14 protein-coding genes are annotated in these 17,919 nt (G+C 44.8%); 8 read left to right on the forward strand and 6 right to left on the reverse strand.

Annotated elements, in window-relative coordinates:
- Positions 1 to 69: 69 nt before the first annotated feature.
- The 3 genes from pssA to ACP26N_RS04050 are packed head-to-tail and all read right to left on the reverse strand — an operon-like array spanning position 70 to position 2,647.
- Positions 70 to 816 carry a CDP-diacylglycerol--serine O-phosphatidyltransferase gene (pssA, locus tag ACP26N_RS04040; protein WP_012369649.1) on the reverse strand — a complete coding sequence of 249 codons (747 nt, stop codon included), beginning with the start codon at positions 814 to 816 and terminating at the stop codon, positions 70 to 72.
- A gap of 21 nt (positions 817 to 837) precedes the next feature.
- The gene (gene ybaK / locus ACP26N_RS04045) at positions 838 to 1,305 is read right to left on the reverse strand and encodes a Cys-tRNA(Pro) deacylase (RefSeq protein WP_426354830.1); all 468 of its coding nucleotides are present in this window, start codon (positions 1,303 to 1,305) and stop codon (positions 838 to 840) included.
- Positions 1,265 to 2,647, reverse strand: a complete 1,383-nt coding sequence (locus ACP26N_RS04050; RefSeq protein ID WP_131973241.1) for an MATE family efflux transporter — start codon at positions 2,645 to 2,647, stop codon at positions 1,265 to 1,267. The genes ybaK and ACP26N_RS04050 overlap by 41 nt, the downstream gene beginning before the upstream one ends.
- Positions 2,648 to 2,844: 197 nt before the next feature.
- Here ACP26N_RS04050 and ACP26N_RS04055 point away from each other — a divergent pair, with 197 nt between their 5' ends.
- Positions 2,845 to 3,618 carry an enoyl-CoA hydratase/isomerase family protein gene (locus ACP26N_RS04055; RefSeq protein ID WP_426354833.1) on the forward strand — a complete coding sequence of 258 codons (774 nt, stop codon included), beginning with the start codon at positions 2,845 to 2,847 and terminating at the stop codon, positions 3,616 to 3,618.
- Positions 3,619 to 3,677: 59 nt separating this feature from the next.
- On the opposite strand, the gene ACP26N_RS04060 is transcribed toward ACP26N_RS04055, so the two are convergent.
- A complete protein-coding gene (locus tag ACP26N_RS04060) occupies positions 3,678 to 4,829 on the reverse strand; it encodes a cation:proton antiporter (protein WP_131503909.1) in 1,152 nt (383 codons plus the stop codon).
- A 117-nt stretch (positions 4,830 to 4,946) separates the two neighbouring features.
- Positions 4,947 to 6,734, reverse strand: coding sequence for a glycoside hydrolase family 13 protein (locus ACP26N_RS04065; protein WP_426354835.1), 1,788 nt, complete (start codon positions 6,732 to 6,734; stop codon positions 4,947 to 4,949).
- A 457-nt stretch (positions 6,735 to 7,191) separates the two neighbouring features.
- Between ACP26N_RS04065 and ACP26N_RS04070 the strand changes: the two genes are divergently transcribed.
- The 7 genes from ACP26N_RS04070 to ACP26N_RS04100 all read left to right on the forward strand — a co-directional run bounded on the left by ACP26N_RS04070 (position 7,192) and on the right by ACP26N_RS04100 (position 16,988).
- Positions 7,192 to 8,451 (forward strand): extracellular solute-binding protein, encoded by a 1,260-nt coding sequence (locus tag ACP26N_RS04070; RefSeq protein ID WP_426355384.1) that lies wholly within the window; start codon positions 7,192 to 7,194, stop codon positions 8,449 to 8,451.
- 115 nt (positions 8,452 to 8,566) lie between these two features.
- On the forward strand, positions 8,567 to 9,919 hold the full coding sequence (locus ACP26N_RS04075; RefSeq protein ID WP_131503911.1) for a carbohydrate ABC transporter permease: 1,353 nt from the start codon (positions 8,567 to 8,569) through the stop codon (positions 9,917 to 9,919).
- Entirely contained in the window at positions 9,919 to 10,752 is an 834-nt protein-coding gene (locus ACP26N_RS04080; RefSeq protein WP_012369657.1) for a sugar ABC transporter permease, read from the forward strand. Before ACP26N_RS04075 ends, ACP26N_RS04080 begins: the two co-directional genes overlap by 1 nt.
- A gap of 23 nt (positions 10,753 to 10,775) precedes the next feature.
- Positions 10,776 to 12,305, forward strand: a complete 1,530-nt coding sequence (locus tag ACP26N_RS04085; RefSeq protein ID WP_426354838.1) for an alpha-amylase family glycosyl hydrolase — start codon at positions 10,776 to 10,778, stop codon at positions 12,303 to 12,305.
- A 34-nt stretch (positions 12,306 to 12,339) separates the two neighbouring features.
- Positions 12,340 to 13,368, forward strand: a complete 1,029-nt coding sequence (locus tag ACP26N_RS04090) for a LacI family DNA-binding transcriptional regulator (protein WP_131973239.1) — start codon at positions 12,340 to 12,342, stop codon at positions 13,366 to 13,368.
- A 246-nt stretch (positions 13,369 to 13,614) separates the two neighbouring features.
- Entirely contained in the window at positions 13,615 to 15,915 is a 2,301-nt protein-coding gene (locus ACP26N_RS04095) for a glycoside hydrolase family 65 protein (protein WP_188005216.1), read from the forward strand.
- 221 nt (positions 15,916 to 16,136) lie between these two features.
- On the forward strand, positions 16,137 to 16,988 hold the full coding sequence (locus ACP26N_RS04100; protein WP_012369661.1) for a YitT family protein: 852 nt from the start codon (positions 16,137 to 16,139) through the stop codon (positions 16,986 to 16,988).
- Between the two features lie 77 nt (positions 16,989 to 17,065).
- Here the strand turns inward: ACP26N_RS04100 and ACP26N_RS04105 are convergent, their stop codons facing one another.
- Positions 17,066 to 17,875, reverse strand: a complete 810-nt coding sequence (locus ACP26N_RS04105) for a Cof-type HAD-IIB family hydrolase (protein ID WP_214854136.1) — start codon at positions 17,873 to 17,875, stop codon at positions 17,066 to 17,068.
- Positions 17,876 to 17,919: the final 44 nt, after the last annotated feature.

Raw genomic sequence — 17,919 nt, forward strand, 5'->3', positions numbered from 1 at the left:
AAGGGCGCCGAGCCAGAATGGAGGTGGAATTCATAGTATTAAAAAAACAGACCGTATGCAGCGGTCTGCTTAATCGATTTGATGATTTTTTTGTTTTTTCTTTTTGATGAAGGAAAATAATAAAAAAGCGATATACAACGGAACTGCGACGAACCAGAAGGTCGACCACTCGTTGCTGCGGGCAATCATCACATAAGTTACATACAGCAGTGTAAATGTGATGACGAATGTGTGTCTCGGTACCGGAATATCCTTGAAGCTCGGAATCTTGACTCGACTTACCATCAAAAAAGCAAGAGCCGTAAAGACGAGCGGCACCATTAAATCATTCATACGTCCACTGAACAGGGTGACGACAGCTAAAATACCTCCAGCCGCTGTAATCGGGACACCGGAAAAATAAGCTGAAGCTACATTGGTAGCTGAAAGATTGAAACGGGCTAAGCGAAAGGCACCAAATAGAGGGAACAAAGCCGCAATCAGCAAACCGATTTCTCCAAAGTCATAAAAATAAGTGTAATATGCCATCATGGCTGGAGCGACACCAAAGGTCACGACATCAGCAAGCGAGTCCAGTTCTTTTCCGAAGTCACCCGCGACACCAAGCATCCGGGCAATCCGACCATCCAAACTGTCGAGCATCATTGCGATGACGATCAGTAGGGTCGCATTTTGAAAATCTCCCCGCGCCGCCATGACGATGGCAAGAAAACCACAGTATAAATTTCCGAACGTAAAGAGGTTCGGAATAGAGTTACGTACACGTTCTTTCCACAAAATGATTCCTCCTGCCACTTCTTCGATACTATCCATCATATCATAAACAACTGGTAGATATCAGCGGTTCATGAAGACAATTCCATTCGTGAAGCGCAGAAAATCATCAGGAGCGAGTTTGATTTGCAGACCACGTTTTCCAGCCGAAATAATGATGAATTCTTGATTCAGGGCCGAATCCGATAAAAGGACCGGGAAAGGTTTTTTCGCACCAATCGGGGCGACACCTCCTCGGATGTACCCCGTTAGTTGCCTCAAGTCTTTCATTGGTACCAAATGTGTTTTCTTGGCTGACACTGTGCGGGCGACGGCTTTTAAACTGACTTCTTCTTCGCCGGAAATGACAGCAAACACATGTTGATGGGAGTCTGTTTCTAAAACTAATGTTTTAAAAATAGACGAAAGCGGGTAATTAATCTTTCTAGCGACATTTTGAGCGGATAAATCCTGTTCATCGACAGGATAGGAAAGCATATCAAACGGGATGTCAGACTGCTTCAGAAGTCTCGCGACGTTCGTTGTGGTCATGTTGGTCTCCTTTGACGACAGCGTATTGAGCCCATTTCCGACTGTTCCAACGTTTCAAGGCAAAGATGCCACGGAACCATTCGTCTGCAGAAAAGGCGATCCAGATACCGAGTAAACCAAGTCCGTATTGCAAGCCGAGTGTGTAACTAAGAACGACGGCAATTCCCCACATTGAGAGAATACCAATCGCGACAGGGAAACGAACGTCTCCGGCTGATTTCAATGTTCCCATCAGAACGATATTCATCGCACGTCCCGGTTCAAGAATGACACTTGCCCATAATAACGGAATACCGATGGCGATGATTTCCGGGCTAGATGTGAACATCGACAGAATAGATGTGCCGACTGATGCAAGGGCAACGGCAGAGACGAAGCTTGCAAAAACAGCGATTTTCAGCGTTTTTACAGCACGTGTATGCGCTGCTTCAAATTGTTGCGCCCCAACTTGGCGGGCGACTAACAATTGTGTTCCTTGTGCGATAGCTAATGTAAACAAGAAACAAAGCATCGTGATATTCGAGACATAAACACGTGCCGATAGAGCAGACTCTCCGATTGTGGCAATGAAGCCGGTAATGATTAATTGAGAAAATTGATATGAGACACCTTCTCCGGCAGAAGGAATTCCAATATTCATGATGCTTTTAATATCACGTCGGTTGATTTGCACCAAATCTTTTAACTTAAATCGTAAAGACAGTTTTCGGTAAACAACGAAAAAAAGTAAAGCGACGGCGACAGACCGGGCAATGACGATGGACCAGGCGACTCCGGCGACTCCTAGGACAGGAATACCAAATAATCCGAGGACGGCAATGACATTACCGAAAGCACTGACGAAGTTCATCAGTAACGTGACGTACATAGCATTTTTTGTAAAACCGTGACTGCGTAAGATGGCACCGAGTGTAAGAGAGATGGCTTCCAAGAATAAAAAGAGACCAACAATCTTTAAGAACGTTTCGCCATATACGAGTGTTTCTCCTTCTAAAGAGAAGAATCCGAGCAATTGTTTTCCGAACAAGGCAACAAGGACGGAAATGATTAAACCGATATATAAGTTGATGGAAAAAGCAGATCGTGCGGTCTGGCGGGCATCCTGAATCCGTTTCGCCCCTAGATATTGACCGATGATGATCGTTGCTCCAACGGATGTGATGTTAAACAGGATGATGAAAATGTTCAGCACCTGATTGGAAACACCGACAGCTGCTGCTGCACTGTCTGAATAGTAACTAAGAATCAATGTAGCGATGATTCCGAGGCTCATATGAAGCGCGATTTCAATGAATAGCGGCCATGTAATTTGGAATAATGATTGTTGTTTAACTGTTTTCATAAATTTAATTCCCCTTTAAGTTCTTAAAACGTATTGTCTTTCTGTATCTTTTGGAAACTATACGCCTTCAATTTTCATAATGAAAGAGCAAAAGTGGAGCTTTCATAAAAAAAGAAGGTATTTAAAAGGATTTTCATAAAACATCACGAATACATCATAATGAATGGATGTTCATTTTTGAAATGGAGGGGAATGGAATGAAAACTGAAGTCAGTTATACCGTCGAAGAGCAGATTGCGACTATCACGTTATCACGTCCGGAACGATTAAATGCACTTACAGCAACACTTTTAACAGAGCTAGCGGAGTCCATCGAAGAGGCAAATCAAGATGATAGCGTTCGGGTCATTATTTTGACAGGAGCCGGGCGCGGATTTTGTGCGGGACAAGATTTAAAAACCGTTCAACCTGGCATGGATCATGGCGAATACTTAAAACAATATTATCACCCGGTCATTCGAGCACTTGCGACGACGAAGAAACCAACCATCGCAGCTATTAATGGCGTAGCTGCGGGAGCAGGTTTATCGCTGACATTAGCCTGTGACTTCCGAATCGTGCGGGATGACGCAAAATTATCCCTTGGCTTCATCAATATCGGATTGGTTCCGGATGCCGGTGCTCCGTATTTCTTACCCCGGCTGATTGGATCGGCCAAAGCGTTGGAACTGGCTCTGTTAGGTGAAACGATTACGGCACAACAAGCATACGACTATCATTTGGTGACAAAAAATATTGACGCTGAACGGTTTGAACAGGAAGTGGCATCATTTGCCGAGCTTCTTGCCAATCGCCCGACGAAAGTCATCGGGTATATCAAACAGTTACAAACAGCGAGCTCCGAATCAACACTCGAGGATATGCTGGCTCAGGAGATTATTTATCAATCCCGTGCCGGAAAGACAGAAGATCACCAGCAAGCGGTTCAGGCTTTTTTAGAGAAAAAAGCACCCGTTTTCAGCGGTCGCTGATGACAGTGTGAACGATCAATAGGACCTTCCGGCAATCTGCCGGAAGGTCCTATTGTGATTCACTTGATTTTTTGTTTGATCTTTTGAGCGGTCGCATGAGTCCGATTCGTTAGGCCAGTTGAGATTCGAAATAGCATGATTCCAAGAAAGGCGGAAACGAAAATATACAATCCGGTCAACGTGACGAAAGCTCCGCTGGCAAGCGTGATGAAGAGAATCGAGAATTCTCCACGTGGTCCTAAACAAAATCCGGATTCAATCGCATGATAGTTGGAAAGTCCAAAAGCTCGTCCACCGAGAAAGCCGACAAGGAACTTCGACAAAAGTCCCCAGACAACCAGGGCAACGAAAAACCAGTCTAATGGAAGTCCTTCCGTCATTTCAAATGACATCCCGAACGAAATGAAGAATAACGGTAAAAGCAAATCTTGAAATGGTGTGACCAATCTTTTTAAATAACGTGTCTCTTTAATTTCCGTCAATAAAATCCCGACGATGAATGCACCCAGCACTTCGGACAAACCAAACATGATACCGATTCCTGAGAACGTCAAAATTAATCCGATGATACCGATTCCGGCGTCAGGGTGCCGGTAAAGGGAGTCAACAACTCTCGATTTTTGGCGGATGAAGACCGTTAAAAAAATCAGGGCACTGAATAAGAAAATAAAGCCAAGAAAAATCGTTCCGACTTTTACGAAAGTGAACTCCTGTGTTCCGAGAACAAACGGGGCACTTGTCAATAAGAGAGGAGCCGCCAAATCTTCAAAGATAAGTAACGAAAGGACAAACCGATTCACGTCTTTGTGTTTATCCGGTTCGCGGTCGAGCAGGCGGGCCGAAATCGACGAACTTGTCGCATAAAGAACACAACCAATTAAAAATGCCTCAGGTACCGAAAATCCGAAAGCCAAAGTCAAAAGGAAGGTACCGCCAAACGATAACAGAAGATCAATCAGTCCCGCTTTCCAGATGTTGCGAAACTGGATTAACAAATCAGCGACAGAAAACTTTAGACCCAGCAGGAAAAACAAGACGATGATGCCGGCTTCTCCACCGAGCTTTAATTCTTCCGGTAAATCATAATAAAGACCAAGTATGATTCCAATTAGAATAAAGGCAAGAATGCTCGGGAGATGAAACTTTTCACTGAGATAACTGACGACGAACAAGCCGATCAGAATCAATCCCGCATACAGAAATAATTCCATGAGAGAGTATTCCCTCCTTTCTTTTCTCTTTACCCTAATTTAAAAGCCTTAAGGGGCCTGTCACAGAAATGAAAAAAGACAGTCTTTTTGCTTTTGAGCAAAAAGGCTGTCTGAAAATCAAATTACTTGAATGATTGTTCCGGTATACGGAGCGAGCGTCATCTCTAATGAAGGAAGTGGTGTGTTTGAAAAGAGATCCATTCCTTGACCAGACTGAGGAGCGGGGATTGTAGCTTGATGATTGGAGTTATTGAAGTAGACGTAATACGTCCCGTCTTGACTCATCCGGCGCATGACAATGGTATTGGTTTCGTCGTCGGCATGGACGAATGAGATATGACCGTGATTGGCAAGTGTCTTATGCTGCTTTCGCAATTGAAGTAAATGTTTCGTATACATCAGTAGATTTAAATCCTGCTCTTCCGGATTCCACGGCATACATTTTCGGCAACCCGGATCCTGATCACCGTCTAGTCCGATTTCATCGCCATAATAGATGACCGGGCTTCCGGAAAAGGTCAGCATTGATAACAACAGGAGCCGCATCTTATTTTTATCGTTTCCGGCACGCGTCAAGGCACGTGGCGTATCATGTGAGCCAATCAAGTTAAACGTCACTTCGTTAACGTTAATCGTATTCGAGAATAAGACATGCGACATATCATTCGCATAGGCAGAAGCGGATGTTTTGTCGAGTGCAAAGAAATTGAGCGCTGCATTCGTGAACGGATAGTTCATGACGGCATCGAACTGATCTCCGAGCAACCATTCCTGTGAATCATGCCAAATTTCTCCAAGAATATACGTCTCGGAATTCACTTCTTTGACGACAGAACGGAAATCACGCCAGAAAGCATGGTCGACCTCGTTCGCAACATCGAGACGCCAACCGTCGATTCCGAATTCTTCGACCCAGTAACGGGCGACATGGAGTAAGTATGCTTTTACTTCCGGATTTTCCGTATTGAACTTCGGCATTTCGGGAACAAAGGCAAACGTATCGTAGTTTGGCATCGGCTCGGTTACGAGCGGGAAGTTGCGGAGGTGGAACCAATCGCGGTAAGAAGAATTACTACCGTGTTCCCGAATGTCAGCAAATGCTTTATGGTGGAAACCGGCATGGTTAAAGACGGCATCGAGCATGATACGAATTCCGTTTTCATGCAGCAAATCAACCATTTCCTTGAACTTTTCTTTTGTTCCGAATTGGGGATCGATTTCTAAATAATCAATCGTGTCATACTTATGATTGGATTTGGCTTCAAAAATCGGACAGAAGTAGATACCGGTGATTCCAAGATCAACTAAGTAATCGATTTTATCGATGACACCCTGGAAATCGCCCCCAAACAGATTTGTCGTTGTAGGTGCAGTACTGTTCCAAGGAAGAGTACCGGCAGGATCATTGGCTGAATCCCCATTGGCAAAACGGTCGGGGAAGATTTGATACCAAACCGTATCCTTGACCCAGTCCGGAGCATGGAAGACATCGACTTTGTTCAAATAAGGTACACAGAAGTAGTACCCGGTGTCATCTAACGGTTTTTCATCGAACCAACCACGCTCGGTAAACACCTGGCTCGAATGTCCGTCATGGAGTCGGAATCCGTAGCGCAGACGACGAAAAGGAGGAACGACATCGATGAACCAATAATCGAACAACTCGTCTGAACCACTCCGTTTCATAGGTGTTTCGAATGTGTTCCAATAATTCGATTTGGACGGATCAAAATTCCAATCGGCATCGTCCGGGTTTTCGGTATGCCAATCATATGGATCTCCCCAGATAAGATCGACGTGATCCACATCATTTTTTTTTGTCTGCAATCGAACATGAATCGTTTTGTCATCATACTTATAGACGAACGGTGACATCGCGCGATGGAAAACAGCTTCTTTCAGCATTTTGGTCACTCCCTATGTGCAATCGCTTGCATTCTAATATAATTGTCTTCGACCTAAGAATAGTGAAGCGCTTTCTTAAAGTCAATTGGAATTCCAGAAAAAACAAGAGGAGATAAAGAATTCTTCCACATTAGCGCAATCGATTGCACTTAGTTGTGCAAATTGATTAAATGTAAACGTTTTCTTTTTAAAATGATTTAACTAATGCATCCAATCGGTTTTTAAGAATACTTTTCGAAAATCTTTTTTGAATGTAAGGAAATATTTAAAGAAAAGGACTTGTCAAAAGGATTTTAGATTGTATAATAAAAATGTAAAGGTGATGCAAACGTTTTCATAAAACGCTTACAACCGCTCGGTTGTTATCATGAGAAAATGGTTGTGCCTTTATGCAAACGTTGTGCATCAGAACTTATCATTCGTACGTTAACTTGGGGAGGAATTTTCGAACATGGAAATCAAAAAATTAGTAGCAGGTCTTTCAGTATCTGTCATGGCAATCGGTGCTCTTGCAGCATGTGGCGGTGGAACGGATTCAGGTTCTTCTGATACAAGTTCAGAAGGCGGTAAAAAACCAACGAAAATCGTGATTTGGGAAGATACAGAAAAATCGGAAACAACGAAAGCCGCTGCTAAAGCATTTGAAGAAAAAGAAGGCGTCAAAGTTGAAGTCAAAGAAGTTAAAATGACGGATCAACAAAAGAAAGTTGCTCTTGATGGTCCTGCAGGAAAAGGTCCGGACATCATTCTTCTTCCACATGATCAAATCGGAACAGTCGTTGACCAAGGGTTGATTGCTGAACTCAAAGACGGTGAGAAAGCACTCGAACCTTTCATCGATACAGCTAAATCTGCCGTTACATTTGACGGTAAAGTTTACGGCTATCCTAAAGCAGTCGAAACACCAATCCTTCTTTTCAACAAAGATGAGTTAAAAGAAGCACCTGCTTCAATGGACGACTTATACAAAGTCTCAACAGAACAGAAAAAAGACGGAAAGTACGGTTTCCTCGCACTTTGGGATAACTTCTACTTCGCACACGGTCCAATCGGTGGATACGGTGGGTACGTCTTTAAAGAAAACGGTGGAAAACTTGATCCTGCTGACATCGGTCTTAACAACAAAGGTGCAGTTGAAGGAATGGACTACATCGGTAAATGGTACAAAGAAGGTCTCTTCCCGAAAGGTTTAATCGGCGGTGGCGGTGGTCAAGCAATGGACCAATTGTTCGGCGACAAGAAAGCAGTCGCAGTCATGAACGGACCATGGGCAGTCGCAAGTTATAAAGAAAAAGGCATCAACTTAGGTGCTTCAGCACTTCCGAAACTTCCAAACGGGGAAGCAATCAAAACATTCGTAGGTGTTAAGACGTATGCTGTTTCAGCTTACTCTGAAAATCAAGAATGGGCAGAAAAGTTCCTTGCGTCACTGACTGGCGAAGAAAACGCGAAAGCGATGTTTGAGAAATACAATGAAATCCCACCGGTCACTTCACTTCAAGAAGATGCAACAATCAAAGATAACGAAGTGGCAGCAGCTGTCTTCGCACAGTCTAAAGACGGTGTACCAATGCCGAACATCGCTGAGATGGGTCAAGTTTGGGAGCCGATGGCAGCAGCACTTCAACTCGTTGCTACAAACAAACAAGACGCACAAAAATCAGCTGATGACGCTGTAAAACAAATCAAGCAACAAATCGAAGCAAACAATCAATAATCAACTGAATCACTGACACAGAATTAAAGAAAGGGGGATCTTGGATTCCCCCTTATCTTTATGGTTGGAAGAGAAGCCTGAGGTCAGACATGACCTTTGGAAAGGAGAACAGACGATGGCGGCCATTGCGACACCACAACCGACGAAAACACCAAAGCCAAAAACGAATCACCGGACGATTGCAGCAGCGATATCGATCGTTCCAGGGATGGGGCAACTGTACAATAAACAATTTTTAAAAGGTGCGACATTCTTTATCGTCGTTCTGTCATATTTTTTAGTAAATTTCGAGCTGTTTTTTAAAGGTGCCGGGAACGGTCCCGGAGATCGTGGAGCGATCTGGGGATTGATTACACTCGGTGAGGTACCAGGCGTAAGGGGGGATCACTCGATCTTCTTGATGGTCGAGGGAATCATTGCATTGATTCTGCTTGTGTTTGGTATCGCCATTTACGTCTGGAACTTTATCGATGCGTATCGAATCGGTAAACTTCGTGATTTGGAATTAGAAGTACCTTCTTTGAAAATGCAGCTGCGGAACTTCCGGGACAATGGATTCCCGTACGCGATGCTGATTCCATCGTTGGTTCTCCTCGTCTTCACGGTCGTCTTACCGTTGATTTTCACGTTTTTGATTGCCTTTACGAACTATAAGTTCAACAACTCACCGCCTGCAAAGCTTGTCGACTGGATCGGGATTCAAAACTTCCTGAACATCTTTACGGTCGATATCTTCCGTGACACGTTCGTCAGTGTCTTGGGATGGACGCTCGTCTGGACAGTTGCTTCGACAACCGGTGTCATTGCGATTGGAATTGGTCTTGCGGTCTTGTTAAATCAAAAAGGATTAAAAGGAAAACGTTTCTTCCGTTCGATTTTAATCCTGTCATGGGCTGTACCGGCATTCATCACGATTTTGATTTTCCGTTCGATGTTCAATGAGACGTTTGGTGTCTTTAATACGACATTGCTTCCTGCCATCGGCCTTGACAGCGGTGTCGAGTGGATGACGGATCCGACATATACCAAGCTTGCTTTGATCGGAATTCAGTGGTGGCTCGGTTTCCCGTACATCATGACATTGACGACAGGGATTCTGCAGTCGATTCCAGAAGATTTGTATGAAGCAGCAACGATTGACGGTGCGACTTCAGGTGAAAAATTCCGCCTGATCACACTACCGATGATCCTGTTTGCAACAGCACCAATCTTGATCACGCAATATACGTTTAACTTCAACAACTTCAATATCATCTATCTCTTTAACAACGGGGGACCGGCTGTTCCGGGTCAATCGGCCGGCGGAACGGATATCCTGATCTCCTGGATTTACAAACTCTCGCTTGGTTCGAATCCGCAATACGGATTTGCCGCAGCGATTACACTTGTGCTGTCGTTCTTCATCATGACGATTGCCGTCATTCAGTTTAAACGTTCAAAATCATTCAAAGATGAGGATATGATCTAATGAGAAAACAAAACCGAATCAACATGGCGTTGTCATACCTCATTTTGACGATCGCCTCAATAATTATCGTGTATCCACTCTTATGGGTTGTCGGCACATCGCTCAACCCGGGGAAAAGCATCACCTCGGACATCTTCCCAAGCAATCCGACATTAATCCATTACTTTGATTTATTTGATGCGACACAAACGGATTACGGGATGTGGTATTTGAACACCATCAAAATCGCTGTCATTACGATGGTTGTCTCAGTGGCATTGATTACGTTGACGGGTTACATTTTTTCACGGTACCGGTTCGTCGGCCGTAAAAATTCACTGATTTTGTTCCTCGTGCTGCAGATGGTGCCGCAATTCGTTGCCATTATCGCGATTTACGTCCTGTTGAACATGTTGCAATTGTTTGATACGCACTTGGCATTGATTCTTCTGTATGCAGGGGGAGCGATTCCAATGAACACGTATCTTGCAAAAGGATATTTTGATACAATACCAAAAGAACTGGATGAAGCAGCGCGGATGGATGGAGCAGGACATCTACGGATTTTCTGGCAAATCATTCTTCCACTTGCAAAACCAATGGTTGCTGTTATTGCGTTGTTCAACTTCATGGCACCGTTCAACGATTTCATCCTGGCGTCACTTGTTCTCCGTTCGCCGGAAAAACAAACGTTAGCTGTTGGACTGTACAACATGGTTTCAGAGCAATTCGACAACAACTTCACATTGTTTGCGGCAGGTGCTGTATTATCAGCAGTACCAATCGTTCTTCTGTTCTTCGCTTTCCAGCGTTTCTTCGTGTCTGGATTGACGGCAGGTGGAACGAAAGGTTAATCAATCAAGGGGGAATCAGCGGCATGAGACGAGGCGTGATGCTTCTCCTCTTGCCGCTTCTCTTGTCTATCGGAATATTTCCACAGACAAGCGAAGCTGCAGGATGGGAAAAAGAACGAATGTATTTCATTATGGTCGACCGGTTTGAGAACGGTGACAAAAGCAATGATTTAGAGGCCGATCCAAACGATCCGAAAGCTTTTCAGGGCGGTGACCTGGCAGGTGTCACGAAACGTTTGGATTACATCAAGGATGAAGGGTTCACATCGATTTGGCTGACACCAATCTTTAAGAACCGACCAAATGGTTATCATGGGTATTGGACGGACGATTATTACGAAATCGATCCGCACTTCGGAACAAAAGAAGAATTTAAAGCACTGGTCAAAGAAGCACATATACGTGACCTTAAAGTCGTGCTCGATTTAGTCGTCAACCATTTAGGTCCGAACCATCCGCTCGTAAAAGAAAAACCGGACTGGTTCCATGAAGAACAGACGATCATGAACTGGAACAATCAAGCGGAAGTCGAGAACAATTGGCTGTTTGATTTACCGGACTTTAATACAGAAAATAAAGAAGTCGTGAAGTACTTGATTAATGTCGCGAACTACTGGGTGGATGAGACCGGAATCGACGGTTACCGACTCGATACAGTTCGTCATGTGCCATCGGATTTTTGGAAAACCTTCATCCCGGCCGTCAAAAAAGAACATCCGGATCTCTTTTTACTCGGAGAAGTATTTGACGGCGATCCGCGTAAGATTGCGACCTATTCTAAATTAGGATTTGATTCCGTGACGAACTTCCCGTTTTACTACGGGATCAAGGATCAGTTCGCCCGCAAAAATGGTTCAGCGGAAGAACTCGATTCAGTTTATAATCGAGATACTACGTTTAATCCGAAAGCGATGTCATTAGCGAACTTTATTGATAATCATGATTTAAAACGCTTCATTACGGAAGCCAAGATTGGCGGAGCCGCTGATGAGGAACGGCAACTGCGTTTAGCGTTGTTCGCCTTGTATGCAGCACCCGGTATGCCGATCGTCTATCAAGGGACAGAGATCGCGATGCCTGGTGGAGAAGATCCGGGAAATCGAATGATGATGGAATTCGATAAAAACGATAAGATGCAGGAATATGTACAGACGTTAAATAAGATGCGTAATAACTATCCGGCTTTCGAAACAGGGAAACAACGGCTGGTGGCTAAAACCGATCATATGGCCGTCTTCGAACGAAAAACTAAAGATCAGTCTGTCTTATATGCCATCAATTTAGGGGAAAAGAAAACGACGTTGCGTGTGAAAGCAGCAGAAATCGGTGACGATCAACGCCTTCGGGGATTATTGTTCTCTGACGTGGTACGTCAAGACGGAGATGCCTATGAAGTGACGCTCGATGCAGGCAGCGCGAACGGCTATGTCGTGGAACGTTCACAGGTCAACTGGGTCTCGCTCGTTGCGATTGGATCAATCGCTCCAATCCTTGCCTTAATCATTTTATTCGTCCATCGACGACGGATCAATCGGACAAAGGAAACACACTAAAATACATTTGTAGGGAAATGATGAGGTGAAAGGGATGCAAGTAACAATCAAGGATGTCGCAAGAGAAGCGAACGTTGCACCATCAACGGTCTCGCGTGTAATTGCCAACAGTCCGCGCATCAGTCAAAAAACAAAAGAACGTGTCCGCCAGGCAATGGAAGAGTTAGGCTACTATCCGAACGTCCATGCCCGGAGTCTTGCCAATCGAACGACTCAAGCGATCGGTCTTGTCATGCCGAGTGCGGCAACGAAAACACTGCAAAATCCATTTTTCTCGGAAGTTATTCGCGGCATTAGTACGAAAGCACATCAAAACGGTTATTCCTTATATATGACGACGGGGGTTTCGGAAGAAGAAGTTTACGAAGGCGTTGTCTCGATGGTTCAGGGTCGTCGAGTGGATGGCGTCATTGTCTTGTATTCCCGAACAGATGACAAGGTCGTTCAATTTTTACAAGATTCGAAGTTTCCGTTCGTCGTTGTCGGGAAACCATTTAGTGATTCCTCACATGTCACGTACGTTGATACGGACAACTATCTTGCAGGACGAGAAGTCACGAAGTATTTACATCAACTCGGACACGAATGCATCGCGTTTGTCGGAGGATCGCAGGATTTAGCGGTCACGCAAGAACGGGTCGGTGGGTATAAGACAGCTTTAATGGAAGAGGGACTACCTATCCATGAATCTTATATCGTCAGTGCACCATTCATGACGACCGGAGGAGCGGACGCCGTCAAACGGTTGATGTCGCTGGAACACCCGCCGACGGCTGTCGTCGTCAGTGATGACATGATGGCGCTTGGTGTCATGAGTACGCTGAATGAGATGGAAATCAGTGTGCCTGATCAAATGGCCGTCGTCAGTTTCAACAATTTATTCATCGCGGAGTTTTCCAGTCCGCCGTTAACGTCGGTTGAAATCAACATCTTCGGTTTAGGATTTGAAGCAACGAACTGTCTGATTGAACAAATGAACGAAGAGGCGACACCCTATGGCAAACGTGTCATTGTTCCTCATTATTTAGTTGTGCGTCAATCTTGTGGCGGCACGGTAAAATAATTGAATACCATCCTGAAACACCACTTTTCCGTTCAGGAAAAGTGGTGTTTTCTTTTGAAGAAAAAAGAACCGTAAACCAATCAGGAACACGAAATGACCGTGCGAATCGAAAAAGATTTTTATTTTCGTGCAAACGATTGCATTAACGATGATTATGTGTAGAATAAAGAATGTAGAGAAAATAAAAACGCTTACAAAAAAGGTGCTTGAGCATCTATGTGATTAATAATAAAGGAGCGACTTATAATGAAACGATTGTTTGATATTAATGAGTGGAAAATTACGGAGCAGGGTTTTCATCCGGAGGATAACCGCCTTGCTGAATCGATGACGGCGATTGGGAACGGCCATATGGGAATGCGCGGAAACTTTGAAGAAGATTACTCGGGAGACACGCATCAAGGGATGTACGTCGCCGGTGTCTACTACCCAGATAAAACACGGGTCGGCTGGTGGAAAAACGGGTATCCGGAATATTTCGCAAAAGTTTTGAATGCGGTGAACATCATGGGACTTCGTGTTTCGATCAATGGAAAAAATGTCGATCTGAACGAGTGGGAAGTTGTCGACTTCAAACGGGAACTCGATATGCAGCATGGAGTTCTGACACGGACGATGCTGATCAGAAATGGTGTGGAGGAAACAAAAATTGAATCAAAACGTTTCTTCTCGATCGTCGATAAAGAACTGGCTGCACTTCGATATACAGTCACACCCGTCAACTTTGATGCGGAAGTGGTCATCGAATCATACCTGGACGCTGACGTCGAAAACGAAGACTCCAACTATGATGAGAAATTCTGGCTTCCTGTAGAGCACGGAGCGGAAGAACGATTTGCCTATGTTACTTCTAAAACGAAGAAACTGGATTGGCACGTCACAGCGGCCATGATTACCGATGTCGAGGGTGCGAGATGTGAAGTGCTTGAAAGTACATTACAGTATGTCGCGAATCGTTTCACGAAACAGGTACCGGCAGGCGAAGCGGTGACAACTGAAAAATTAGTAGCACTCGTGACGAATCGTGATTATGAAATTGAAGACTTATTGGCGCAGGCGATGAAACGTGTCAACGACGCGTTTGATACCGGATTTGATGGAGTGCTTGCAGCGCATGAAGCGGCCTGGTTGAAGCACTGGGAAGAAGCGGATGTGAAGATCGAAGGCGATGTTGAAGCGCAACAGGGGATTCGTTTTAACATCTTCCATATGTTCCAAACATATACAGGCGAAGATTCCCGCCTGAACATTGGACCAAAAGGATTTACCGGGGAAAAATACGGTGGCGCGACCTATTGGGACACAGAAGCATACTGCCTGAACTTCTATCTTGCGACATCGAAGCCTGACGTGGCTTGGAACTTATTGAAGTATCGTCATAACCAATTGCCGCAAGCGAAAGAAAATGCGGATAAGAATGTTGGCATGAAGGGTGCGTTATACCCGATGGTGACAATGAACGGGGAAGAGTGCCACAATGAGTGGGAAATCACGCATGAAGAAATCCACCGGAATGGTGCGATTGCCCATGCAATCTATAACTATACGAACTACACAGGAGATACATCCTACCTCGGGCAATACGGATTTGAAGTACTTGTTGAAATCGCACGTTATTGGGCGAGTCGCGTCAATTATGTCCCGCATAAAGATGTCTATATGATTCTTGGTGTCACAGGACCGAATGAGTACGAAAATAACGTCAATAACAACTGGTATACGAACTTGATGGCTGCCTGGTGTCTTGAGTACGCTCAGACGGTCTACCGTCATCTTGAGCAAGAGGAACCGGCACGTCTGGAAGAATTGATTCATCAATTGGCTATTACGGATGAAGAATTAGCACACTGGGCCGATATTGATCAGAAAATGTATTATCCGAAAGACGATTCCGTTCCGGATGTGTTCATGCAGCAAGACGGTTTTATGGATAAAGAACAGATTATGGTCGCGGATCTTGATCCAAAACATCTTCCTTTAAATCAAAATTGGTCATGGGACCGTGTCTTGCGTTCTGTCTTCATCAAACAGGCCGATGTCCTGCAAGGACTCTATTTCCTGACAGATCGTTTCTCAATCGAAGAGAAGAAGAAAAACTTTGATTTTTATGAACCACGGACGGTTCATGAGTCATCCCTTTCACCGTGTATCTATTCCATCATCGCGGCAGAAGTCGGTTATGAAGAAAAAGCCATGGAACTTTATCAGCGTTCCGCACGGCTTGACCTTGATAATTATAACAATGATACAGAAGATGGTCTCCATATCACATCGATGGTCGGATCGTGGATGTCGATCGTTCACGGGTTTGCCGGACTTCGTGTCGAGCAGGGAACGCTGTCCTTCAAACCGATGTTGCCGAAGGGCTGGACCAGTTATTCGTTCCGGATGCAATGGCGCGGACATCATATCTTGGTTCAGGTCAAACAGACAGAAGTGTGTATCGAACAAAATGTGGGTGGAGCATTCACGTTACAGCTTCATGGCGAAACAGTTGAAGTCCCGGCAGAAGGTGCGGTTACAATCCCGGCTTCCATGACCGTCTGATAAAATCGAGAAAAGACAAAACCGTAAGTTTTATATGAATCAGGGTGGCAGATTTCATATCTGCCGCCTTTTTTCATTTGAAGAAGAAAGTGTTCAACTTCTGAAAATGAGAGCGTTATCAAAAAAAGAAATATAATTCTTTCTTCATCTTGACTATCCGGACACAATTGTTATGTGCTAAAGTGTTCCAAGATAGTTTACGAATGAGAGGAGAACAAGGTGTGACAGCGGTTGTAAAGGAAAGTATGTTAAAAGTGATTGTCGCCTCGATTGGCGGGTTCGTCATCGCAGTAGCGATGAACTGGTTCTTGATTCCAAGTGGTGTTTACTCGACAGGATTTACAGGACTGGCCCAAATTTTAACGCAGGTCTTGCAAGGAACGGCGTTTGCTTTTGGGGAAAACGTCTGGTTTTTAGTCTTGAACTTGCCCTTGATTGTTTTGGCATGGATTATGCTCGGACGCAGTTTTACCATCATTACATTGATTTCCGTTTTGGCGACAACGATTTTTATCGGACTTATTCCTCAGTATGCTGTCATTCCGGGTGATCAGACACTCAATGCCGTGTTCGGTGGTGTCTTGCTGGCGATCGGAACGGGGATTACGATTAAATTCGGGGCATCGACGGGTGGTTTTGATATCGTTGCGTTGATTTTCGCGCGTTTCTCTGACCGTAGCGTCGGATTATACCTGTTTGTGTTGAACTTCCTGATTGCAATCCTCGCTGGAGCGTTGTTTGGTTGGTCAACGGCACTGTACACGATTGTATTCATTTATGTCACTTCAAAAGTCGTCGATGAAATCCATACAAGCAATCAACGGTTGACGATTTTCATCATTACGAATCATGCCGACGATATTACGACGGCACTTCACCAACACATCATTCGAGGCATCACCCAGATGCCGGCAATCGGTACGTATTCACGGGCTGAGAAGTCGACGCTGATGATGGTCATCGAACGGCACGAGTTGCGCGATATCGAGCGCATTTGCCGCGATGCAGACGAAACGGTGTTCATCAACGTCGTTGCGACAGATTCTGTAGTCGGATACTTCCGCAAAGGATGATTGAAAATTAGGGGGGCACAACAACAAAGCCGGCTTTTCTGTCTGATGGACAGAGAAGCCGGCTTTGTTTAATGACATCAAATCAGACCGAGGACATGTTTCAGGTAGTAGGCAATCCCGTCTTCCTGGTTCGACTTCGTTTTGCCGTTAGCAACCAGTTTTAACGCGCCGATGGCATTGCCCATCGCGACGCCATGCCCGACATACTCGAGCATTTCCAAGTCATTTTCTTCATCACCAAAAGCAATGATCTGTTTTTGTTCAATCCCGAGATGACGCGAGACTTGTTGTAAACCTATGGCTTTACTCGTACCTTTTCGCATGACCTCGACCATATATTCCGGTTTGACCCACTGGCGGTTTAAGACCGTTTCGGCATGAATGCTCGAAAGTTCGGACCGGATTTCCTGGACATGTTCGCCTTTCGCATGAATCAGCAGGGATGTCGGTTCATGTTGCAAGACCTTCCGTAAATCACCTGTCGTCACGGATAAGGCATGATCCGTGTAGAATTCATAAATACCGGTCGGATCGTTCTGGAAGTAAACATGATCCGTCACTTCGCAGACGATATTTTGTGTTTTCGAGTCCGCTACCGATTCCAAGATGTGCTGAACAGTTTTCAGCGGAATCGGATGATGGCTGACTTCAAAATGACGGTCTTGCGGATGGTGAACAAGTCCGCCGTTAAAATTGACGATCGGTGTCGTCAATCCGAGTTCGTCGTAATAGCGTTTGGCGTGCCGGAAAGGACGCCCTGTCGCGATGACGATTTCATGACCGTTGTCGCGTGCAGTTCTTAACGCATGTAAGTTGGCCTGACTGATGGTTTTGTCGTCGCGTAATAATGTCCCGTCCAAATCGACGGCAATCAGATGACGTTGCATAGGATACTCACTCCACTCTGGATTCATTACGCTTACTGTAGCAT

Origin of the sequence: Exiguobacterium sp. R-39, from assembly GCF_049942815.1 — a bacterium.
Taxonomy (GTDB): domain Bacteria; phylum Bacillota; class Bacilli; order Exiguobacteriales; family Exiguobacteriaceae; genus Exiguobacterium_A.